This window comes from uncultured Mucilaginibacter sp., assembly GCF_903913935.1.
Lineage (GTDB): Bacteria > Bacteroidota > Bacteroidia > Sphingobacteriales > Sphingobacteriaceae > Mucilaginibacter.
Genome location: NZ_CAIWNH010000035.1, coordinates 1 through 20,835, shown reverse-complemented (window position 1 = coordinate 20,835; position 20,835 = coordinate 1). Strand labels below are relative to the sequence as shown.

The following is a 20,835-nucleotide window of genomic DNA, read 5'->3' as shown; positions in this document are numbered from 1 at the left end:
TGATGAGAAATCATTTAAATGGCGAAATTGAAAAGCAATTGCACGTTAAATTAATTCTATATTTAACCAATCATCCAAAGCGGGAACGATCCCGGACAACCGATTATGAAATATTCAAAAGCACTCTCAATTATCTTGTTTTTAACCATGCTTAAAACCGCCGGCCATGCGCAACTTGTTGGCGCATTTAACAATTATCCTGTTTATACCGGCAAAGATCTCGGTGTTAAATATTCGACGCTGAAAACAGTGTTTAAAGTTTGGGCGCCAAGGGCATCAGAAGTTAAGTTGCGTTTATATGATGCCGGCGACGGTGGCGAAGCTTTCAGTACCATCTATATGGCAAAAGGCAGTAAGGGCGTTTGGAAAATTGTGGTCGATAAAAACGTCAAAAATAAATACTACACCTTCCAGGTAATGCAGGATGGTAAGTGGCTGCTGGAGTCCCCGGATATTTATGCCAAAGCAGTGGGTGTAAACGGCAAACGCGGCATGGTGGTGGATCTGGCTTCAACCAACCCCAAAAACTGGCGAAACGATAAAAAACCGGCGCTAAAAAACTTTACAGATATCATTATATATGAATTACATATGCGGGATATCTCTGTCGATCCAAACTCCGGTATACAGCATAAGGGCCAATATTCAGGGCTTGCAGAAACAGGCACCAAAAGTCCTGATGGAGAAACAACCGGACTGGACCATATTAAAGAGTTGGGTGTAACACATGTTCACCTGCTTCCCTGCTTTGATTTCAATTCGATTGACGAAACTAAACCCGGCTCGGGACAATACAATTGGGGGTACGACCCGCTGAATTATAACGTACCAGAAGGTGGCTACTCCACCAACCCTTACGATGGAAATGTACGGATAAAGGAATTTAAAAAAATGGTGCAAACCCTGCATCAAAATGAGCTAAGGGTTATCCTTGATGTTGTTTATAACCATACCAGCGACATTGATCACGCCAACTTCAGCCAGTTTGCACCGGGATATTTTTACCGGCATAACCCGGATGGAACATATTCAAACGCAACCGGCTGCGGCAATGAGGTGGCATCAGAAATGCCGATGACGCGAAAATTCATTATCGAGTCTGTGGTATTCTGGGCAAAGGAATACCACCTGGACGGTTTCAGGTTTGATTTGATGGGGGTTCATGACATTAAAACCATGAACATGATCAGCGATACGCTGCATCAAATCGACCCAAGCATTTTCGTCTATGGGGAAGGGTGGACAGCGGGCAACAGCCCAATGCCCGAAGCTTTAAGGGCGGTTAAAAAGAATGTATCAAAACTGCATGAACAAGCTGTTTTTAGCGACGACCTGCGCGATGGCTTAAAAGGGGGCTGGGGTGACCTGAAAGAAAAAGGCTTTGTAAGCGGAAATACAAAAATGGACGAAAGCGTAAAGTTCGGTATCGTTGCTTCGATTCCCAATCCGCAGGTAAATTACGGCCTGGTCAATTACGATAAAGGCCCATGGGCATCCGAACCGTACGAAACTATCACCTATGTTTCCTGTCATGATGATAACACCTTATTCGACCGGTTAAAAATATCCAACCCAAATGCGTCGGAAGCCGACTTGATAAAGATGGATAAACTAGCAAATGCAATTGTGCTCACCTCCCAGGGCGTATCTTTTTTGCACTCCGGCGCTGAATTATTGCGTACAAAACAGGGCGTTGCCAATTCATTTAATAAACCTGATTCCATCAACCAGATTGACTGGAGCCGAAAAACAAAATACAAAGCTGTATTTGAGTATTATAAGGGACTGATCTCCCTACGAAAAAGCCATCCGGCTTTCCGCATGCCGTCTGCAAAGATGATCAATGAGCACCTTAAATTTGTGAACACAGGTGTTCCGGGATTGATCTGTTACCAGATCAGCAACCATGCCAACGGCGATAAATGGAAAAACATCCTGGTTATCCTAAACGGGAATACAGCAAACCAGACCATCAAACTACTGGCAGGCAATTGGACGGTAGCTGCCGATGAAAACACCATAAATGAGGCCGGGATTAAAACAGTTGCGGCCGGAAGTATGGACATTGCCGGCACCTCCGCCTATGTTTTATACAGCAAATAAAGCCGCGGTTATTTATTTACTTTCGAGGGGGTAACCTTTGGCGATCCAGTCTGATTTTAAATTAGTGGGCAGGTTCAGCACCTTAATATTTGTAAAGCCCTCCTTTTTTAATTCAAGGAAAGCCGGGCGAATATTGGGGCATTTGGTAAATGGGCAGCACCCGCAGTAAATAATTATGATGGTATTTTTGGGTAGGGCGGCTACAGCACTCTTAAACTTTTCAAGGTTTTCGGCTTTGCTTACCGCACCGATGTGTTTAGCGCCTTTAATATCTTCTACTGCACCAATATTATAGATCATCGGCGTATTTGTTCCCGGACTTTTAAGTTCAGCCGATAATGCGGCTGGTTCGATAAGCTGACTCTCTGACCAGGGAGCGGCAGGCGCCAGCGCCTGCTGGGTTAGCGGGGTAGCTTGTGCGGTTGCTGTTTTATAGGTTAGCCCTATAATTGAAAAACTCAACAATGCTATAAAAAAGATTTTTTTCATATTGACGAAAACTAGGAATACATTTAACACGGTAAAGATGGGATTTATCAATCAGAGAAGGTAAAAAGAAATAGAAATTTGCCTGCTATTACTAAAACCTATACCAGTTTTAAGCTGCCAGTTGGTAAGCAACCATTTCGACCAGGCTGGTAATGTCGAACGGTTTGTGCAGAACATCATCAGGACAGCCCTTTTGTGTTAGATCTTCATCGAGGTAATCATCTCCCGAACACATAATAACCGGCAGATTACTGGTCGTTTTATTGAGTTTGATCAGCTGGCATATTTCCCGACCATTGATCCCGTGTAAAATATCATCAAGAATCACAAGGTCGGGTTGATTTTTCTTAATAAATTTGAAAACTTCATTTCCATTTGAAAGTGCAAACACCTCATATCCGTAATTGATCAGAATATAGGTCATCACCTCCATCATTAACGGATTCTCTTCAACTATTAATATCTTCTTCACTATCGTATCCATTGCTGCCAGTAGTTGTGCAAAGCATATGCCACTTTTAATATTTATTTATCTAACACGCTGCCATAAAGGCAATAAACCCTGTTTTATTCTGTTTAAGAATATTAAATTTCAATTTAAACACAATACCCTGATTTTATTACATTTGATGAGCGAATAACCAATACCCTAAAATGGATAATATTAATATTAAAATACTGGCTAAGAAATTAAATATTTCAACATCAACTATTTCGAGGGCTTTTAACGGCAGCCCGGATATTAATAAGGACACTAAAGAAAGGATATTGGCATTCGCGAAAGAGCATAATTTTTTACCAAACCATTATGCAAGCAATCTCCGTGATAAAAAAAGCAGGACACTGGCGGTTATTGTTCCCGAGATCGCAAATGATTTTTTCGCCCAGGCCATCAATGGGATCGAAGAAATAGCACGAAAAAAGGGTTTTTATATTTTACTTTACCGTACTGATGATGTTTTTGAGAAAGAAGTATCTTTTATCAATTACCTCAACAACGGCAAGGTCGACGGCATTATTATGTCGGTATCCGGCGAAGCAAATGACCACAATTACCTCCGCCAGCTCGAACAGAAAAACATTCCCGTAGTGTTTTTTGACCGTGTATACGAAGATATTGAAGCCGCCAAAGTAATTACCAATGACTACGAAAGTAGTTTTTCTGCAACCGAGCACTTAATTAATACCGGCTGCAAAAGAATAGCCTACCTGGTGGTAAACAAAAGTATTTCCATCGGCAAGGTACGTATGCAGGGCTATATCGACGCTTTGCAGAAGCATGGCATCCCTTTTAATGACGAACTGGTTATCGATTGCAGTAATGATGAAAAGGTGAACTACGGCATCCTGAAGAAGGTGCTGGAAGAGTTGAAGCCCGATGGTATTTTCAGCTCGGTGGAGCGCCTTGCCTTTGCTACCTACTACGTTTGCCACGACCTGAATATTGATATCCCCCGCGACCTGAAAGTGATCAGCTTCTCCAGCCTGCACATCGCGCCGCTTTTGAACCCGCCACTGTCTACCATAACACAACCGGCTTTTGAGCTCGGCAGCAAAGCGGCCAGCCTATTGTTTGATGAGCTGGAATCAAAAGGGCTCCCGATACAAAAGAAGCAGCATGTATTGAAGTCGAAACTGTATATCAGGAAATCGTCGGGAGGATAGATGAGTGTTGATTGAGAAGTTTTCCGCCAACTTTGTAAATCGGTTAAAAGCTGACCGGATCCCCTCCCCCTCTGCAGCTCCCCAACTTAATCAACCCGATCAACCATTCACTAAATCAACTTACACGTGTATAAACATTTCTTCTTTTGGCCTGCGTACTTTTGGCAGGTGGCTATAGCCATCATCTTCAGCATGAAAGCCTATCGGGGCAATTACTGATACTGTCAAGCCTTTTTCTTTTAAACCTAAAATTTCATCAAATTTACCGGCCTGGAAACCTTCCATCGGGCAGGCATCAATACCCATTTCGGCAGCGGCGGTTAACAATACGCCTAAAGCAATATAAGCCTGTTTGTGCGACCACGCTATTTTCTGGTCCTCGCTTAAACGGTTTACAGTGCCTACCATGGTGTTTTCAAAGCCGGCCAGGTGCGTACGGTCCACATGGCGGGTTAAGGCAATATTATCTACGTATTTGTTTACCAAAGCCTCGTCAATAGCTGTTTCTGAAGCGAAAACCAACACCTGGGAAGCATCAGTGATCTGCGACTGGCCATGTGCGGCCTCGCGCAATTGTTCCCTTATCGCCGGGTCTTCAACAACCAATACTTTATAGGATTGCAAACCGTATGATGATGGCGACAATTGCACAGCGCTCAGCAGGTCGTCCAATTGTTTGGCACTTAATTTTTTTGCAGGATCAAATTTTTTGGTGGCATAACGCCTTTGTAATTTATCTATGAGTGACATAATTTTCTAAATGTTTATGCAAACGTATATGTTTAAACATTTAATTTGGTCACAGCCGGGCAATACTTATTTTACAATGGCGAGACAGTGGGCGGCGGGCCCGATATCCCCCACCGCTTACAATGAGCGAGTGGAGTGTTTCTTATCCACCCGCAGCAGTCTTCAATGCTTTTTCCTGGTCTTTTTCCTCGCTTCGCATCCTTCGTTTTTCCTGGCGGATCTCCTTTCGGGTTTTGCCGGCAGTATCTATCAGCAGCTCTTTTTGCTCCTCATCGTTGCGCAGCTTTTCAATTTCGGCTTTTAGTCTCGCTTTGGGATCGATCTTTGGTTCCTCTTTTTTAGGAATCGTGTCTTTTTTCCCGAAGATCCGCTGTAAAAAGGATGGCTTTTTTACCGGCTCAGCAGCTACCGGCGGTGCATCGTCGCCATTTTCTTCCTTGTCGTGTTTAATCAGGCTATCGGCCAGCGTGGTATCGGCCGGCGCTTCTTTGCGCAGGCTTTCTTTTAACCGTACAGTATAAAAGCCATAGTTGCTGCTATCCTGCTGCGCCCGGCCGTGACCTGCCATTAAATTGCCTATCAGGTTAAAATAGCCCACCAGCCCGGGCCTGAGCGATCCATCCGGCAAAAACGAATACAATCCGGTTTTGGGGTGAGGTACAATACTGGCCAGGTAAATGCTTTCGCCAATCGTAAGTTCAGAAGGTGTTTTGTTAAAATAATACCGTGATGCTTCGCCAATCCCGTAAACATTACGGCCCCATTCAATAATATTAAAATATACTTCCAGCATACGGTCTTTGGTCATGATGTGCCCGTTCTGGATCATCCATACGATCAGCATTTCCTCAGCCTTCCGGGCAACTGTTTTTTCCCTGCTTAAAAAGGCGTTTTTTACCAGCTGCATGGAAATAGTGCTGCCGCCGCGCTTAAACTTTTTCTCTTTATAATTGGTAGCAAGCGACTTGCGGAACGATTCTTCCACAAACCCGTTATTGTTATAAAATGAAGGGTCTTCAGCCGTCATCACTGCGTATTGCAGGTTGGGGGAGATATCGCTCAACGGCGTATAATTAGGGTTTTGCGGCCCGATCACCCGCGATGGCATTGGCTTGCCAAATTCAAAGGGCGTATAGGTAAATGAGCTGTTTAATTTACTAAAGTCAGTATTGCCGTAGCGGATAATGCGGAAATCATCTTTGTTCAGCCGCGAATCAAACTGCACATTGTCCGGGTCAGAAGCATTTAAAAACAAATTCAGGCTATAGTTCAGTTTCCCGGCAACCTGCATACCCATCAGCGAATCAAAAATGCCCGCGGGCAGCGAATCAAAAAAGTCCTGGGCATCCGTCCACCCGGTATTGAGCTTTAATTCGTAAACCTTTACCGGGTTTAAAGTGTATTTGATATATGGGTGAGCCGTTATTTTATTCATCGTAATAACCGACGAGCTATCGACCGATACATAATTCGAGCCCACAAATATATTGGCTTCTATACCGGCTTTAGGGAAAACAATATCAGCGGACGAGAGCCGGCCCTGGTTAATCGCCAGGTTTTTTGCGCTCCACGAACCATAAATACGGGTTTCACCGCCGCTTTGTTCAACCTTGCTCAGGCGGGTGCTCAGCGTGTCAAAGTTTACTTTTAAATGGTACCGCTTGTCAACATAAGGCATTTCCACCTTTTTTCCATCTGCATATAATTTAATATCAATATCCTTGTCTGATGCGCGCATCTTTCCGGCGAAATGCCAGGTAGCTGCCCCGTTGTTAATATCAATGGTCGAGGTAAGCTGCCCGTCTTTATTTACCGCATTGCGGGTCAGCAACCGCAAACTCGCGCTATCTGTGGTAAACGATACCAGGAAATTACTTACATCCAGGTTATCAGGGATCTTGTACAAGACCTGGTTAATGAGGTTATAGGAAAGTTCAGACAGGTCGACCTTTGAATGGGTGTCTGTTGTATCTTTTTTCTTTTTGAATAAAAAATCAAAATTCTTAACGTGGTTAATGTCGGTCAAATTAAGGTGCCCGTTCTGCATGGTCACCTCTGCCAGTTTTACATTGCCAAAAATCAACGGAATTAATTTAATACTTACCTCAAAATTTTTGATGCTGAGCAAACTATCCCGCTGTGCCGGAACAATGGTGATATCGGTAAAATCAACGGTACCAAGGCCGGTAAACCTTGCCGAACCTATTTCCAGGTCGAGGTTATAATCTTTTTTGACTTTTTGTTTGGCTTTGGCTATAGCATGCTGCAAAAGGGCCTCGCGTTTGGTATAGGCAATATATCCGCCAATCAGCAGCAAAACAAAAATAACGGCAAGTACAATACCCGCAATACGAACATATTTCATATTCAGGCGGATGTTTTTGAGATTAAGGCGACGCATTCAAAAATATTTATCCAAAACTAAACTAATTCTTATGGGTTACAAACGCTGCCGCAGGTAAAATGTTTCCTTAAACACGCCGGTTTAAGGCCAAATAACAGGAAATATAGATTTAATTATTGAAAATGGCCCGGGGAGTGCCATCGGGGTGCTCATCAGGCATTACGACATAATTGCCGGCCCGGTCCGCGCTATCAGCACAATCGGCGATATGCTTTGTTACACAATCGTCCCGTTAATTTTGCCAATCCAGAAGGCGGCCTTTTTAGCGTCCTGCCGCAAAACACCATCCAATAGGTTTTGGTAATGATCGCGTTTTTCTTTAAAAAAAGAGGTGTCTTTCATGTTTTCCAGCATTTCGGTTTTCAACTGCAGCAAAAACTGTTTGTAAAAGCCCGACAGCAGGTCGTTCTTCGAGGCATCTGCCAGCATCTGGAAAAAGTTAATATGGGCCTCAATACATTCTACCGGTAAATTCTGATCGGCAGCTTTTTGTCTTTTATTCATAAAGTGCTCCAGTTTTGAGATGTCATTTCCGGTGCGGTTGCTGGCGGCCTTCTCGGCTATTTTTATTTCCAGCATCTGCCGCATATCAATAATATGTTCCGGGTTGGCTCTTTTCAGGCGCTGGTTAAGGGGTTCGTTCATCCCCGTATTGTCTTCAACAAAAGTACCCTTTCCCTGCTGCACACGCAAAAAGCCTGAGTTCACCAAAATCTTTACCGCTTCGCGGACGGTAGAACGGCCAACGCCATATAACGCCATCAGCTTTGCCTCTACCGGCAGCTTTTGGTTAACCTTGTATTCACCTTTTAAAATTCTATCCTGCAGCAGCGAAGCAACCTCATCGGCTAAGGATCTGTGAGAAATGTGGACAGGGTTCATCGCATCATCATATGATGCGTAAATTTAATGGAATTAATGAGAATTGGGTGTTATATTTTTGTTAGGAATGGGGGGGGGGGTAAATAACTCGAAATATTTTATACGCAATTTTGGTGCCGCTGACATCTATTTATTAGTCAGCGTTTTTTTATATTTAAAACGATTTGTAAAAACGGAGGCCTCAAAAAGAGCACCTCCGTTTTTACAATAATTAATTGGAAAATACACCTTCGTAATGTTTGTTATCCTGGTCGAGTATTACTCCCTGGGATTTAGATGAATAAGTATTCCCATCACTGAATGTTAATTGCACTACATAATCAAATATCCATCTATCATTTCCATTTGGCTGAACATCAATATCTATTATTGGTAATTGCAAATCAGATACTTTAATATTATCAGAGCGTAATACTAAGTCGAAACTATGGGTAGAGGGGTCGACGAATTCCATATCGCCCCCTAAATTATTTCCTGTTGCAATATCTTTGCTTAGAAAGAGATTAACTTTGGTTTTAATCGACACATTTAATTGTGTGTCATGATCTTTATTATCATTATGGGTATTAAAAGTGATCGTTACTTTGGTCACAGTAGCATCACTTGCCTGGGCAAAAACATTAGCCGAAAATCCCGAAGCCACTATGGTTAGGGTTAATAATAAGAACTTTTTCATTGTTTTAATTTTTAGTGTTTGATTGTTTTTTTTCAATTTTCGCTATAATTTATACTCTTAGACGCCGTAATATATCCCTTTTTAACAAGGTGTTTTTACGGTATAAAAAAGGTGAAAAAGCGTTGGTAATGTGGAAGTTAATTCGGATTTTAGGGGTAATAAACTTTATTAATTATTCACAACTTAAACTTTGTAACAATGAAACCATCTTCAAAAAATGATGCAAAACTTAGCTTAATTACTTTAAATGGCTTTAGTAAAGCCGATTCCCAAACAATGGTTGACGATTTCAACACTTCAAATCGTCGAAAACCCATGTTGACAAGCGTTTGGTTCAGCAAGGAGATGATTGTTAACATGGTAAATTTGTTAATGAAGGAGAAGGCATGGTTAGACGTAGATGGGGTAAGGATTTATTATGCCACAAACAAGCAAGGTAAAAACACGGTTCTGCTAGTATCCACTTATAACAATGGTATTGACCCACAAACAGGCAAAACTATTCATCAAGATTATTTTGAACATGATGTTGATGACCTTCTTTTCACGGATGGCCAAACGAAATACTCACTAAACGGAGAAATCTGCAACGATAATTCGTGTGGCGGCGGAGCACGGCTTTACGAAATAGACAAAGATTACAATGAGGATAGAAATTGTAACCGAGACGCAACCCACTACATCAATATGAAGTATGCAACAGAAATGGTTTGGAATTTCGGCACTAGTGTAATAAACACCAGTTGTGAGTGGTTTGATATTCGAATGTTTAAAGACTATTTAACGACACGGTTTAATGGTCTCCGCCTTTATTTCGGGAAAAGGCCAAATATAGATATCCTTTACCCTGGATTAGACGGGTTTGTAATTGTCACAACAGAGCATTGGAAGGAGAAAGGAAATGAAATTCAAAGGCGAGATTATTTTGATTGTGACGGCCACAAACTTTTTGATGGGGCGGATAACGGGGAGCAATGCCACCCAACTTGTTTTGGAGTTGCGCTTAAAATAGGATAATGATTAATTACATAAGCCTTAACATTGCGATGGAAATAGCAACCACCGTCATTGCAATGGTTTTTCTTCGTTACGAAAGTGGAGCATGGAAAAAAATGCCCATGCTTTTGTTAATGACTTGCGTTGTAGAAATAACAGGCAGAGCGCTCCGCATTAATAAGGAACCCAACGATTGGGTTTATAATATTTACTTGATTATTGAAGCCTTTTTTATTTCAACAATGTATCGTTATTTGATTAGTAGTTTTACTTCCAATATTCGTTTTATTGGGTTTGGTGGCCTTTTCCTGGTTATCCTTTATATTTTTGAAACAATTAGCAGAGGCTTTAGCGCATACAATGATATCACCGAAACAGTAATGCTGGTATTGTTTATTTGCTACGGTCTGTACTATTATTACCTGCTAATTGATAGTGAAATTTATCATAAACTGTCTGCATATCCACCGTTTTGGTGGGTGGCCGGAACATTGTTCTTTTGCTTTGGAAGTGTTGTAAGTAATCTATATTATACTTTTTTAAGTTCAAGGGCATGGCCTTTGTTTACAAGCAGGTATAGTATTTTTAACTATTTGAATATTATTTTGTATGGATTTTGGAGTTACTCATTTATATGCAGATATCGTCAAAGGAAATCAATAGCTTAATAACTTTTTTAACGATTGTTTTTCTGCTAGCGCCAGCATTTCTGGTGGCCTACATTTTCGTTTACAACCAACGCAAAAAGCGCCATATCGAAGAAAAAGCCCAAATGAAACTAACCTTCGAAACGGAAATAGCCAAAACCCAGCTCGAAGTGCAGGAACAAACCATGCAAACCATCGGCGCAGACCTGCATGATAACATAGGCCAGTTGCTGAGCCTTACTTCATTAACCCTCAATTCCATTGAGCTGGATAACGAAGCAAAAGCCCGGCAAAAGATCAATGATTCCATCGACCTGACGCTGCGCTCCATCAAAGAAATGCGCCTGCTGGGCCACCTGCTGCAGGGCGACCAGTTGGTGGCCCTGGGCTTGCCGGAGGCTATAAGGCAGGAAGTTAGCTGGATGGAACGCTCAGGCCGTTACGAGATCCTTTACCTTCCGGGGGAGGATTTACCCGCCGCGGGTAACCCGGATAAGGACCTGATCATTTTTCGGATTGTTCAGGAGATTTTCAATAATATCATTAAACATGCGGCCGCCACACAAATCAGCATCGCACTCGACCATTTCGATGGCCATTTAAAATTAACCATGACCGACAATGGCGTGGGCTTTAATGCGGATAGCCTGCCTGGCGGGAAAGCCGGAATGGGATTGCAAAATATCCGCAAAAGGGCGGCTATTATCGGGGGCGAAGCGGCTATTATTTCAAGCCCGGGTGAAGGGTCGCGGGTAACTATTTCAATTCCTTATCCTTAAACGCCTCACCCTGCCCTCTCCAAAGGAGAGGGTTCTGAAGAGGATGACATAATTGAAACAAATAAAAAGTCCTCTCTTTTGGAGAGGATTTAGGTGAGGCTATACTTATCCTTAAAAATAATGGAAACAAACAAAATCAACATCGCCATCGTAGACGACCATACCCTTTTCAGGAATGGCGTTGCCGCACTGATGTCCGAATTTTCGGAACTCAACGTTCTGTTTGATGCGGAAAACGGAGAACAATTGCAGCAGGCGTTGAACAAATACCCGCTTCCAGACGTAATATTAATGGATATTAATATGCCGGTAATGGATGGTTATGATACTACTAAATGGCTGAAGCAGAAACATCCGAAGGTAAAAGTGCTGGCCTTAAGCATGTTCGAGGATGATAAGGCGGTGATCCGGATGATCAAATGCGGGGCCGGGGGCTATGTGTTAAAAGAATCGCGCCCGCGCGAATTGCTGGAAGCCATTAAAGCTATCCACGAAAAAGGTAGCTACATTAATGAAATGGTTTCCGGAAAACTATTGCGGTCCGTTTCGGATAAAGAGGATTTACCGGACCTTACCAAAAAAGAACTGGAGTTTTTAAAACTCTGCTGCTCCGAACTTACCTATAAAGAAATAGCCGACCAGATGTTTGTAAGCCCCCGCACGGTTGATAACTACCGCGAAGCGCTTTTCCTGAAACTGAATTTAAAATCACGTTCTGGCTTGGTATTGTACGCTATTCAAAATGGTATATTTAATTTTGAGTAGGGAAGACAGAGCCGGGAGTAAAGAACCAGGGATCAAGAGTGGCGGTGTATAATTCAGGCCATATGCTTTCTTTCCTGAATCACCGTTCTTGGCCCTCCTTTGTTTTCTTCCTATCTTGGCTCCCGGTTATTGACTCTTGATGCTAACAATGGAAAGACGTTCCCTTCTCAAAACACTTGGCGGCGCATTACTTTTGCCCGCTCTGCCATTTAAAACTTTCGCCGGCGATAAAAAGCCCGTTTTGCGGGTAGCTCACCTCACCGATGTACACCTTAAAGACAAGTTTGATGCCCCGGCGCGTTTCGCCCGCTGCCTGCACCATGTACAGCAGCAGCCCAATGTAGACCTGATCCTGAACGGCGGCGATATCGTTTTTGATATGAACAAGGAAAACCTGGATACCATCAACACCCAATGGAAGCTTTGGCATTCGCTGATTAAATCAGACTGCAGCCTGCCTGTTCATTACATCCTGGGCAATCATGATATCTGGTGGAACGAAAACGATAAAGGACAAGCCCTGTATGGCAAGGAATATGCCATCAACCAGTTACAACTGGCATCCCCTTATTATAGCTTCGTCAAAAACGGCTGGAAATTTGTCTTGCTGGACAGTGTTCACCTGGACATTGACAACACCTGGTACATTGGCAAATTGGGTGAGGAACAGTTTAGCTGGCTGGAAAAAGAGTTAAAGTCAAGCCCTCAAGATATGCCCGTTTGTATCATGTCGCATATCCCGTTGCTTACCGCAACCCTTATGGTTGACGACCAAACCGCGGTAAACCGCTGGGAAGTATTGGGTGGTGACATGCATACCGATATTGCTAAGATCACCAGCTTATTCTATCAACACTCCAACGTAAAACTATGCCTGAGCGGGCATATCCACCTGCGCGACAAAGTGGTTTATAATAATGTAACCTATATCTGCAACGGCGCCGTAAGCGGTGCCTGGTGGGAAGGCAACAAACGCGAAACCGCGCCCGGATACGGGTTGATCGATTTTTATGCCGATGGCACGTTTGACGAACGTTATGTTAATTATTGATGCCTTTTAATAATATCGAACACCGAATTCTGCACCTGCCTGCCGGTAGGCCGGTGCAGAATAATGAAGTTACCTTCGGCATTCGATATTCCAAATTCATTATTCGATATTCTTTTATTCTGCCCTTTATGGGCTATTGCGCCGGGGGGATAAACCCATTTTCTTCCATCCAGTTTTTACACCAATCGATCCACTTGTCTTTGGTTTTTGGGTTGTTCAGTCCAAAGCCGTGTCCTCCTGACTGAAAAATGTGCATTTCGGCTTTTACTTTTGCTTTTAAAAGCGCATCGTAAAACATCAGCGTATTCTCAACCGGCACCAAATCATCATCTTCGGCATGCACTAAAAAGGTTGGAGGCGTATTGGCGGTTACCTGCTTTTCGTTGCTGTATAGATCAATCAGATCCTGCGACGGTGTTTCACCGATCAGGTTTTCCCTTGAGCCCACATGCGCCATCGGACCAAATGTGATCACCGGGTAAAGCAGCACCATAAAATCAGGGCGAACACTGATGCCCTCTTTATCATCGATCACGGGTTTATTATAATGTGTTCCTTCCGTCGATGCCAAATGCCCTCCGGCCGAAAATCCGATGATCCCGATCTTATCAGGTTTAATGCCCCATTGAGCAGCGTTCTTTCTCACCATTAAAACCGCTTGCTGTGCATCCTGCAGCGGGCCGATGGTTTTATCAACCATGATGTCATCGCTCGGCAGCCGGTAAGTAACCACAAAAGCGGTTACCCCAAATTTATTGAAAGCCGCTGCAATATTGGAGCCTTCATTTTCCATAGAAAGGCCAGCATAGCCCCCACCCGGAAATATCAAGATAGCGGCTCCATTTGCCGTTCCCTTTGCAGGGAGGTAGGGGGTAATGGTCGGTGCAGTAACCATAAGCATCCAGTCCCTGTCCAGCTTTTGAACATAGGTTGATGGTGCCGGTTTGCTGTTGGGCACACCATTAGGATATAAGGGAATTTGTTTTTCCTGGGCCATAGCAAATAACATTGAACTAACAAAAACTGAAATAAGGAGTGACGTTTTCATAATTTTTAGCATTATATATTTCAACCAAAGTAAAAGCCTCGAAACATCGCGTCTTTACTAAACAAATTAATATATTTCTTCAAATCAACCATTCACACAATCAACCCTTTAACTACCCCTTATCGCCCCCAAATTCCATCAGGTAAGCCTTTAAAAAATCATTCAGGTCGCCGTCAAGTACCGCGGCGGCATTGGATGTTTCATAATCGGTACGTAAATCTTTAACGAGTTTATACGGATGCAAAACATAATTACGGATCTGCGATCCCCATTCAATTTTTTTCTTATTGCCTTCTATCGCGTTGCTTGTTTCCAGGCGCTTGCGCATTTCAGCCTCATACAACTGCGATTTTAGCAACCGGATCGCATTTTCCTTGTTTTGCAACTGTGAACGTGATTCCTGGTTTTTGATGATGATCCCGGAGGGTTTGTGATAGAGCCTTACAGCCGTTTCCACCTTGTTCACATTTTGTCCGCCGGCGCCGCCCGATCTGAAAGTTTCAAATTCAATATCAGCATCTTTTACATCAATCTCAATGGTATCATCCACCAGGGGATAAACATACACCGAGGCAAATGAGGTATGGCGCTTGGCATTGGAGTCAAACGGCGAAATCCGCACCAAACGATGAACGCCATTTTCGCCTTTTAAATAGCCATAAGCAAAATCACCCTCTATTTGCAGTGTTACAGTTTTAACACCCGCTACATCTCCTTCCTGAAAATCCTGTTCGCTTACTTTGTAACCGTTCTTTTCGGCCCACATAATGTACATTCGCATCAGCATACCAGCCCAGTCGCAACTTTCAGTACCACCGGCGCCGGCTGTAATTTGCAATACAGCGTTAAACTGGTCCTCTTCGGCCGAGAGCATGTTTTTAAATTCCAGCTCTTCAACGGCTTTAAGTGCCAACTGGTATTGCTCTTCCATTTCGGCTTCGGTTGCATCGCCAGCCTGGAAAAACTCAAACAACACCCCTGTATCTTCCACTACCGAAACTACTTTCTGGTAGGCGTCTGTCCACACTTTTTTTGTTTTGATGGAGGCTAATACCTTTTCAGCTTCTTTGGGATAGTCCCAAAAACCCGGCCCAATGGTTATATCCTGTTCTTTTTGTAATGCATCGAGTTTCTTGTCGATGTCAAAGATGCCTCCTCAGGGAAGTTACTCTTTCCCTTAAATCCTGGATCTGTTCTTTAGTCATGTGGCAAATATATTGTTTTGTTGTAAAGTTGGATTGTTGTAAGGTTGAAATGTTGCAAATTGATTTGATCCGTAATTAAAAAAGGGTTGTAAAGATTTTTTCTTTACAACCCTTCTAGCTTTTTAAAAGTCGTATTACCTAACCTATACTCAGCTGGTTTACCAGGCCGCTCATGTCGCGCTGACCGCCTGTTAATTTTGATAACAGGTTGGATAACCCGAAATCTTTATTTTGTTCGTTTTTTGCCTGTTTTACCATTTCTTCCATCACCGGCGGAATCAGCAATTGGGCGGCATGCATAGCAGGTTCCGGCGCTAAACCGTAAAATTTGTTTAGTTTATTAGCAAATTTATTAACGATGCTTGCTACCAGTGATTTGTTATAAAATCCCGAAAACTGGAAAAAGCGTACCAGGTCTTTTACCTTTCCCGTCTCCATCTGGCCCTTTAACACCTCAATAATTGAACTTGAAGCTTCGTTGATCACCGCTTCATGGTACTTCTCCGGGATCTCCGGATTGTCTATAACAGCCCTCCCGGCGTTATTCTTGACAAGTAAAAAGAGTTTTTCAAACATGGTAAATTTTGGTTTAGCAGATTAACAATTTGATGACAAAAGCATTATTTTTTTATCATCCATACAAATATAGGCTTTAATTATTTTGAATGTTCAAATAATTATCAAAATTTGTTATAATTATGACAATTCAGATAGTGTAAAACAAACACGATGGCTATGGTGTTAAAATAACACGAACAGGTAATAGTTTTAGATTTAATGCCCGACTAAATATTAACTTGTTATTTTTGCAGAAAATCACTCAATTATGTTGCCAAACACAGATTTTACTACCACCAAGGCTTATAAATACCTGGCCGACCATTATATTGATATCGCTTCAAAAAGCATCAGCGAAATGTTTGAAATTGACGCTGAACGCTTTAGCAAGTTTTCGCTGAAGTTTGAAGATATCCTTTTCGATTATTCAAAAAACCGGATCGATGAAGAGACCGTAGCCCTGCTGATACAATTAGCAAGGGAGTGTTCACTAAATAAGGCAATCGACGCCATGTTTTCCGGCGAAAAAATCAACGCGACCGAGGGTCGCCCCGTGTTACATATTGCACTGCGTAACCGCAGCAATACCCCCATTTTTGTAGACGGAAAAGATGTAATGCCGGATGTAAATAAAGTGCTTGACCAAATGAAGGCATTCAGTGCCGACATCATTTCGGGTAACTGGAAGGGCTTTACCGGCAAAGCGATAACCGATGTGGTAAATATTGGCATCGGCGGATCTGATCTTGGCCCGGTAATGGTGACTGAAGCGCTGAAAGCCTATAAAAATCACCTGCAGATGCATTTTGTATCGAATGTTGACGGAACACATATTGTTGAAACATTAAAAGGCCTGAACCCCGAGACAACTTTATTTCTGATCGCCTCAAAAACATTTACCACGCAGGAAACCATGGGCAATGCCCACAGCGCCCGCGACTGGTTTCTGGCAGGCGGCGCTAAAGAAGGGGATGTCGCCAAACACTTTGCGGCTCTTTCAACCAATAGCGAAGGTGTATCCAAATTTGGCATTGACACCAAAAACATGTTTGAATTTTGGGATTGGGTGGGCGGCCGCTATTCGCTGTGGAGCGCTATTGGTTTGTCCATTGCGCTAAGCATCGGTTTTGAAAACTTTGTTGAATTGCTCGCCGGCGCGCACGCCATCGACCAGCATTTTAAAACTGCCGAACTGGAAGAAAACATCCCGGCCATCATGGCCCTGGTAGGTGTTTGGTATAATAATTTCTTCGAAGCTGAAACGAACGCCATTTTACCTTACGACCAATACATGCACCGCTTTGCCGCATACTTTCAGCAGGGCGACATGGAAAGCAACGGTAAACATGTCGACCGCAACGGCAACACAGTGGATTACTCTACCGGCCCGATCATCTGGGGTGAACCCGGCACCAATGGGCAGCACGCTTTTTATCAATTGATCCACCAGGGCACCAAATTGATCCCCTGCGATTTCATCGCCCCGGCCATATCGCACAACCCGCTTGGCGAACACCACAATATGCTCCTGTCTAACTTTTTTGCACAAACAGAAGCATTGATGAATGGTAAAACCCGTGAAGAAGTGGTTGCTGAACTAAAGAAATCGGGCAAAACCGACGAAGAAATTGAAAAACTGGCACCATTCAAAATGTTTGATGGTAACCGGCCAACCAATTCCTTCCTATTGAAAGAAATTACACCCCGCAGCCTTGGTTCATTAATCGCCATGTATGAGCATAAAATATTTGTACAGGGCATCATCTGGAATATTTACAGCTTTGATCAATGGGGCGTTGAGCTTGGCAAACAATTGGCAGGTAAAATTCTGCCTGAATTGAAAGATGACCGCGAAGTTTCCTCGCATGATTCTTCAACCAATGGTTTGATCAACCAGTATAAGGCTTGGCGGTAGCCCCCCAACCCCCTAAAGGGGGAGTTTAGAACATTATAAAAAAGAAAATGCCTTGACGAAATTCAAGGCATTTTCTTTTATTCTCCCTTTAGGGGGCCTGGGGGCTAAACTCTACCTGATATAGTGTTGGCCATTTTTTACCGGTGATAAAAATTCTTTTGCCGGCGGCATCATAGGCAATACCATTTAATACATCAGCGCCGGGCGCCCGTTTATCCTGGGGGTACAAGTTGGACAAGTCGATCTTCTCCAGCACGGCACCTGTTTTTGGGTCGATAACGATGATGTTATTGGTTTGCCAGATATTGGCATATATTTTCCCATCAATGTACTCCAGCTCATTGATGCTGCTCACCGGCCCTTTATCATCATAAACATCAATATAACCAATTTGCTTATAGGTGTCCTTATCTAAAAACCAGATCCGGTTGGTACTGTCGTCCATATACAGTTTTGCGCCGTCAAAACACATACCCCAGCCTTCAACACCTGTATTGTTTACAAAGGTGCTTAGTTTATTAAACGTGTCTTTATCATACACATATCCTACCTTTTCGTGGTAGGTTAACTGGACGATCTTATTGCCAACAACCGAGATCCCTTCTCCAAACACCGCCGAATCAAGCATTGTTTTTTTCAGCACTCTCCCTGTGGCCAAATCTACTTTCCTTAAACTCGATTGATTGGTTACTTCCTGGTCTTTTGGTGGTTTCAAATAGCCCCCTCCGGTTTCATATAATACACCATCCTGGTAAACCAGCCCCTCGGTAAAACAGCTGGTATCATGCGGAAATGTTTTTATCACTTTGTAGGCATACTGCACCGGGGCTTTTACCGCCAATAAAACAATATTGGTAGATGCATCCTGGCTTTTGCCGCCCTGGTAAACCTTCGCAGTAATGATGCGCGGCCCCAGGTGCATTGAATCTGTTTTAAGGGTTAAAGCTGATGAATCCTTTAAAGAGCCCACTTTTATTGAATCAAGTAAGTACACGATAGAATCGGGCTTCAGATCATTGGGATAATGCGCCTTGACCGCCACCTGGTCACCTGATTTGTAGGCAGTACCCGCTTCCGGGCTTACGGTAACGCTATTGTCAGATTGTTCTTTGTGGCCGCAACTGCAATTACACAATAGTAATGTCGCGGTAGCAACTAATAAACTTAATTTATTTTTCATGTGATATTTAAGTGGCATCAGGCCAAAACGCGTCTTCAATATGTTTTAGTACAAAATTATTTTTCTGATCAAACAAAACCGCTATAATATCAAACCGCACTTCGCCCTGGTGGTTCATCAGGTATAGGTACTCATCTGCCGCTTCGGCCAATAGTCTTTGCTTTCGTCTGTCAACAAAATCCTCCGGCTCGCCAAATCCATTGCCCGTACGTGTTTTTACTTCGGTAAATATAATCACCTTGTTTTTATATGCAATAAGGTCGACCTCTAATTTGCCATGCGTCCAGTTCTCGTCCAGAATCTCGTACCCGGCATTCTCCAGGTGTGCTTTTGCAAGGGCTTCGCCTTTGCGGCCAAGGTCGAGGTGTTGGGCCATTATTTCAATATTACTGATCCCAAATAATCTGAAATCGTTTTCTCCACCTTCTTCATGTGCATATACTGGTTCAGCAAGATCTCCTGGTCTTCTTCGCCGGATGTTTTTTGTAGCTCGTTGCGCAGTCCTTCCAATATCTTGCCCACCTTTTGCTTTTTTAAGTGGAAAATGGCGCCTAAAATCGTAGCGCGCATATTTACCTGCTCATCGGGCACCAAAATCTTGTGCATCTCGTACCAGTTTTCGCTCAGGGTATATTTGGTGGCGATAAGGGTGACGGTTAAATCGACAATCTCCTTTTGGGGCAGATGGATAAAATATTGTTCATCCGGCAGCACGCCATTTTCTACCTCCCTGCGGTAGATCTCAACAAACGATTTACAGGTTTCATTTTCAAATTCTATATCGCTTAGTTCGGCGATAATAAATGGGCCGATATAGGTATTGGCGATGCCATCCCAATCGATCACCCGATTACCGTAAAGTAATAATAGCCGGATGATCTCTTTTTCCTGGCTGAAATCATCTTTTTCGATCCTTTCCTGCGGCTCTTCCAGCAACGCCTCATCAACCGGCACCTGAGGTCTTGAGATTTGCTGCTGTGAATCCTTTTTGGCTTTTGCCATCCGCATTTTATTCAGCTCGGAAAGTAAGGCGCGCTCGTCTATCTTCAATAAATAGCTGCATTCCTTAATAAATACAGAAGCCTTTATGGAATCCGGTATTTTGGCGACACTTTCAACAATCTCCCTGATAACTTCCGCTTTTTTTATGGGGTCATTGCCAGCATCTTTCAGCAGCAAGTCGGTTTTATACAGGATGAAATCCTTTTTGTTGTCCTCAATGTGTTTTTTGAAGCCGGCTGTACCTACACTCCGCACATAGGAGTCGGGATCGTGCCCATCGGGGAAAAGCACAACCTTAACATTCAGGCCCTCCTCTAAAATCATATCCAGGCCGCGAAGGGAAGCTTTGATCCCGGCGGCGTCCCCGTCATACAGGATGGTGATGTTCTTGGTGAACCGCCCGATCAGCCTGATTTGCTCAACGGTGAGCGATGTACCAGACGAGGCCACCACATTTTCGATCCCCGCCTGGAAAACCGAAAGCACATCGGCATAGCCCTCCACCAAAAAACAATTGTCCTCCTCCCGGATCGCCTTTTTGGCAAAATACAACCCATAAAGCACGTTTGATTTATGGTAGATTTCCGACTCGGGCGAGTTGACATATTTCGGTACGTTCTTATCGCTCTTAAGCGTACGTCCGCCAAAGGCGATCACCCTACCGGTAAAACTATGGATCGGGAACATTACCCGGCCACGGTACCTGTCGTACAGCGAGCC

20 protein-coding genes are annotated in these 20,835 nt (G+C 43.3%); 8 read left to right on the top strand and 12 right to left on the bottom strand.

The window, feature by feature from the left end; genetic code table 11:
* Nucleotides 1–105: 105 nt before the first annotated feature.
* The gene (gene pulA, locus QZY09_RS01540; RefSeq protein ID WP_295667295.1) at nucleotides 106–2,103 is read left to right on the top strand and encodes a type I pullulanase; all 1,998 of its coding nucleotides are present in this window, start codon (nucleotides 106–108) and stop codon (nucleotides 2,101–2,103) included.
* A 12-nt stretch (nucleotides 2,104–2,115) separates the two neighbouring features.
* Here pulA and QZY09_RS01535 read toward each other — a convergent pair whose 3' ends face one another.
* A complete protein-coding gene (locus tag QZY09_RS01535) occupies nucleotides 2,116–2,592 on the bottom strand; it encodes a rhodanese-like domain-containing protein (protein WP_295667292.1) in 477 nt (158 codons plus the stop codon).
* A gap of 109 nt (nucleotides 2,593–2,701) precedes the next feature.
* Nucleotides 2,702–3,076, bottom strand: a complete 375-nt coding sequence (locus tag QZY09_RS01530) for a response regulator (RefSeq protein ID WP_295667290.1) — start codon at nucleotides 3,074–3,076, stop codon at nucleotides 2,702–2,704.
* A gap of 170 nt (nucleotides 3,077–3,246) precedes the next feature.
* Between QZY09_RS01530 and QZY09_RS01525 the strand changes: the two genes are divergently transcribed.
* Nucleotides 3,247–4,257, top strand: a complete 1,011-nt coding sequence (locus QZY09_RS01525; protein WP_295667287.1) for a LacI family DNA-binding transcriptional regulator — start codon at nucleotides 3,247–3,249, stop codon at nucleotides 4,255–4,257.
* A gap of 120 nt (nucleotides 4,258–4,377) precedes the next feature.
* On the opposite strand, the gene QZY09_RS01520 is transcribed toward QZY09_RS01525, so the two are convergent.
* The 4 genes from QZY09_RS01520 to QZY09_RS01505 form a co-directional block, all read right to left on the bottom strand.
* Nucleotides 4,378–5,007: a nitroreductase family protein gene (locus tag QZY09_RS01520; RefSeq protein ID WP_295667284.1), complete on the bottom strand. Its 630-nt coding sequence runs from the start codon at nucleotides 5,005–5,007 to the stop codon at nucleotides 4,378–4,380.
* 142 nt (nucleotides 5,008–5,149) lie between these two features.
* Nucleotides 5,150–7,408: a transglycosylase domain-containing protein gene (locus QZY09_RS01515; RefSeq protein ID WP_295667281.1), complete on the bottom strand. Its 2,259-nt coding sequence runs from the start codon at nucleotides 7,406–7,408 to the stop codon at nucleotides 5,150–5,152.
* A gap of 219 nt (nucleotides 7,409–7,627) precedes the next feature.
* Complete coding sequence (locus QZY09_RS01510) at nucleotides 7,628–8,293, bottom strand: GntR family transcriptional regulator (RefSeq protein WP_295667278.1); 666 nt, start codon at nucleotides 8,291–8,293, stop codon at nucleotides 7,628–7,630.
* A gap of 211 nt (nucleotides 8,294–8,504) precedes the next feature.
* Nucleotides 8,505–8,969 carry a hypothetical protein gene (locus QZY09_RS01505; protein WP_295667275.1) on the bottom strand — a complete coding sequence of 155 codons (465 nt, stop codon included), beginning with the start codon at nucleotides 8,967–8,969 and terminating at the stop codon, nucleotides 8,505–8,507.
* 198 nt (nucleotides 8,970–9,167) lie between these two features.
* Here QZY09_RS01505 and QZY09_RS01500 point away from each other — a divergent pair, with 198 nt between their 5' ends.
* The 5 genes from QZY09_RS01500 to QZY09_RS01480 all read left to right on the top strand — a co-directional run bounded on the left by QZY09_RS01500 (nucleotide 9,168) and on the right by QZY09_RS01480 (nucleotide 13,207).
* Nucleotides 9,168–9,986, top strand: coding sequence for a hypothetical protein (locus QZY09_RS01500; protein WP_295667273.1), 819 nt, complete (start codon nucleotides 9,168–9,170; stop codon nucleotides 9,984–9,986).
* Nucleotides 9,986–10,633, top strand: coding sequence for a hypothetical protein (locus QZY09_RS01495; protein WP_295667271.1), 648 nt, complete (start codon nucleotides 9,986–9,988; stop codon nucleotides 10,631–10,633). The genes QZY09_RS01500 and QZY09_RS01495 overlap by 1 nt, the downstream gene beginning before the upstream one ends.
* A 104-nt stretch (nucleotides 10,634–10,737) precedes the next feature.
* Nucleotides 10,738–11,391, top strand: a complete 654-nt coding sequence (locus QZY09_RS01490) for an ATP-binding protein (protein ID WP_295667268.1) — start codon at nucleotides 10,738–10,740, stop codon at nucleotides 11,389–11,391.
* A gap of 120 nt (nucleotides 11,392–11,511) precedes the next feature.
* The gene (locus tag QZY09_RS01485) at nucleotides 11,512–12,156 is read left to right on the top strand and encodes a response regulator transcription factor (protein WP_295667265.1); all 645 of its coding nucleotides are present in this window, start codon (nucleotides 11,512–11,514) and stop codon (nucleotides 12,154–12,156) included.
* Nucleotides 12,157–12,304: 148 nt separating this feature from the next.
* Complete coding sequence (locus tag QZY09_RS01480; RefSeq protein ID WP_295667262.1) at nucleotides 12,305–13,207, top strand: metallophosphoesterase; 903 nt, start codon at nucleotides 12,305–12,307, stop codon at nucleotides 13,205–13,207.
* 133 nt (nucleotides 13,208–13,340) lie between these two features.
* On the opposite strand, the gene QZY09_RS01475 is transcribed toward QZY09_RS01480, so the two are convergent.
* The 3 genes from QZY09_RS01475 to QZY09_RS01465 all read right to left on the bottom strand — a co-directional run bounded on the left by QZY09_RS01475 (nucleotide 13,341) and on the right by QZY09_RS01465 (nucleotide 16,036).
* Nucleotides 13,341–14,255 (bottom strand): alpha/beta hydrolase, encoded by a 915-nt coding sequence (locus QZY09_RS01475; RefSeq protein WP_295667259.1) that lies wholly within the window; start codon nucleotides 14,253–14,255, stop codon nucleotides 13,341–13,343.
* Between the two features lie 112 nt (nucleotides 14,256–14,367).
* A protein-coding gene (gene prfB, locus QZY09_RS01470) for a peptide chain release factor 2 (protein ID WP_295667255.1) occupies nucleotides 14,368–15,460 on the bottom strand; the annotation gives its coding sequence in 2 pieces (ribosomal slippage) (nucleotides 14,368–15,399 and nucleotides 15,401–15,460; 1,092 coding nt in all).
* A gap of 138 nt (nucleotides 15,461–15,598) precedes the next feature.
* On the bottom strand, nucleotides 15,599–16,036 hold the full coding sequence (locus tag QZY09_RS01465; protein WP_295667253.1) for a hypothetical protein: 438 nt from the start codon (nucleotides 16,034–16,036) through the stop codon (nucleotides 15,599–15,601).
* 250 nt (nucleotides 16,037–16,286) lie between these two features.
* Between QZY09_RS01465 and pgi the strand changes: the two genes are divergently transcribed.
* Nucleotides 16,287–17,933 (top strand): glucose-6-phosphate isomerase, encoded by a 1,647-nt coding sequence (gene pgi, locus QZY09_RS01460; protein WP_295667250.1) that lies wholly within the window; start codon nucleotides 16,287–16,289, stop codon nucleotides 17,931–17,933.
* 88 nt (nucleotides 17,934–18,021) lie between these two features.
* On the opposite strand, the gene QZY09_RS01455 is transcribed toward pgi, so the two are convergent.
* The 3 genes from QZY09_RS01455 to QZY09_RS01445 form a co-directional block, all read right to left on the bottom strand.
* Nucleotides 18,022–19,113, bottom strand: coding sequence for a glutaminyl-peptide cyclotransferase (locus QZY09_RS01455; RefSeq protein ID WP_295667247.1), 1,092 nt, complete (start codon nucleotides 19,111–19,113; stop codon nucleotides 18,022–18,024).
* A gap of 7 nt (nucleotides 19,114–19,120) precedes the next feature.
* The gene (locus QZY09_RS01450) at nucleotides 19,121–19,489 is read right to left on the bottom strand and encodes a YraN family protein (RefSeq protein ID WP_295667244.1); all 369 of its coding nucleotides are present in this window, start codon (nucleotides 19,487–19,489) and stop codon (nucleotides 19,121–19,123) included.
* Nucleotides 19,489–20,835 (bottom strand): toprim domain-containing protein (locus QZY09_RS01445; RefSeq protein ID WP_295667241.1); only part of this gene is annotated, 1,347 nt, incomplete at its 5' end. The genes QZY09_RS01450 and QZY09_RS01445, both read right to left, overlap by 1 nt.

Excerpts from the sequence above, each read along its gene's own strand:
- pulA (WP_295667295.1), top strand. The coding sequence starts at position 106 with ATGAAATATTCAAAAGCACTCTCAATTATCTTGTTTTTAACCATGCTT.
- QZY09_RS01535 (WP_295667292.1), bottom strand. The coding sequence starts at position 2,592 with ATGAAAAAAATCTTTTTTATAGCATTGTTGAGTTTTTCAATTATAGGG.
- QZY09_RS01530 (WP_295667290.1), bottom strand. The coding sequence starts at position 3,076 with ATGGATACGATAGTGAAGAAGATATTAATAGTTGAAGAGAATCCGTTA.
- QZY09_RS01525 (WP_295667287.1), top strand. The coding sequence starts at position 3,247 with ATGGATAATATTAATATTAAAATACTGGCTAAGAAATTAAATATTTCA.
- QZY09_RS01520 (WP_295667284.1), bottom strand. The coding sequence starts at position 5,007 with ATGTCACTCATAGATAAATTACAAAGGCGTTATGCCACCAAAAAATTT.
- QZY09_RS01515 (WP_295667281.1), bottom strand. The coding sequence starts at position 7,408 with ATGCGTCGCCTTAATCTCAAAAACATCCGCCTGAATATGAAATATGTT.
- QZY09_RS01510 (WP_295667278.1), bottom strand. The coding sequence starts at position 8,293 with ATGAACCCTGTCCACATTTCTCACAGATCCTTAGCCGATGAGGTTGCT.
- QZY09_RS01505 (WP_295667275.1), bottom strand. The coding sequence starts at position 8,969 with ATGAAAAAGTTCTTATTATTAACCCTAACCATAGTGGCTTCGGGATTT.
- QZY09_RS01500 (WP_295667273.1), top strand. The coding sequence starts at position 9,168 with ATGAAACCATCTTCAAAAAATGATGCAAAACTTAGCTTAATTACTTTA.
- QZY09_RS01495 (WP_295667271.1), top strand. The coding sequence starts at position 9,986 with ATGATTAATTACATAAGCCTTAACATTGCGATGGAAATAGCAACCACC.
- QZY09_RS01490 (WP_295667268.1), top strand. The coding sequence starts at position 10,738 with ATGAAACTAACCTTCGAAACGGAAATAGCCAAAACCCAGCTCGAAGTG.
- QZY09_RS01485 (WP_295667265.1), top strand. The coding sequence starts at position 11,512 with ATGGAAACAAACAAAATCAACATCGCCATCGTAGACGACCATACCCTT.
- QZY09_RS01480 (WP_295667262.1), top strand. The coding sequence starts at position 12,305 with ATGGAAAGACGTTCCCTTCTCAAAACACTTGGCGGCGCATTACTTTTG.
- QZY09_RS01475 (WP_295667259.1), bottom strand. The coding sequence starts at position 14,255 with ATGAAAACGTCACTCCTTATTTCAGTTTTTGTTAGTTCAATGTTATTT.
- QZY09_RS01465 (WP_295667253.1), bottom strand. The coding sequence starts at position 16,036 with ATGTTTGAAAAACTCTTTTTACTTGTCAAGAATAACGCCGGGAGGGCT.
- pgi (WP_295667250.1), top strand. The coding sequence starts at position 16,287 with ATGTTGCCAAACACAGATTTTACTACCACCAAGGCTTATAAATACCTG.
- QZY09_RS01455 (WP_295667247.1), bottom strand. The coding sequence starts at position 19,113 with ATGAAAAATAAATTAAGTTTATTAGTTGCTACCGCGACATTACTATTG.
- QZY09_RS01450 (WP_295667244.1), bottom strand. The coding sequence starts at position 19,489 with ATGGCCCAACACCTCGACCTTGGCCGCAAAGGCGAAGCCCTTGCAAAA.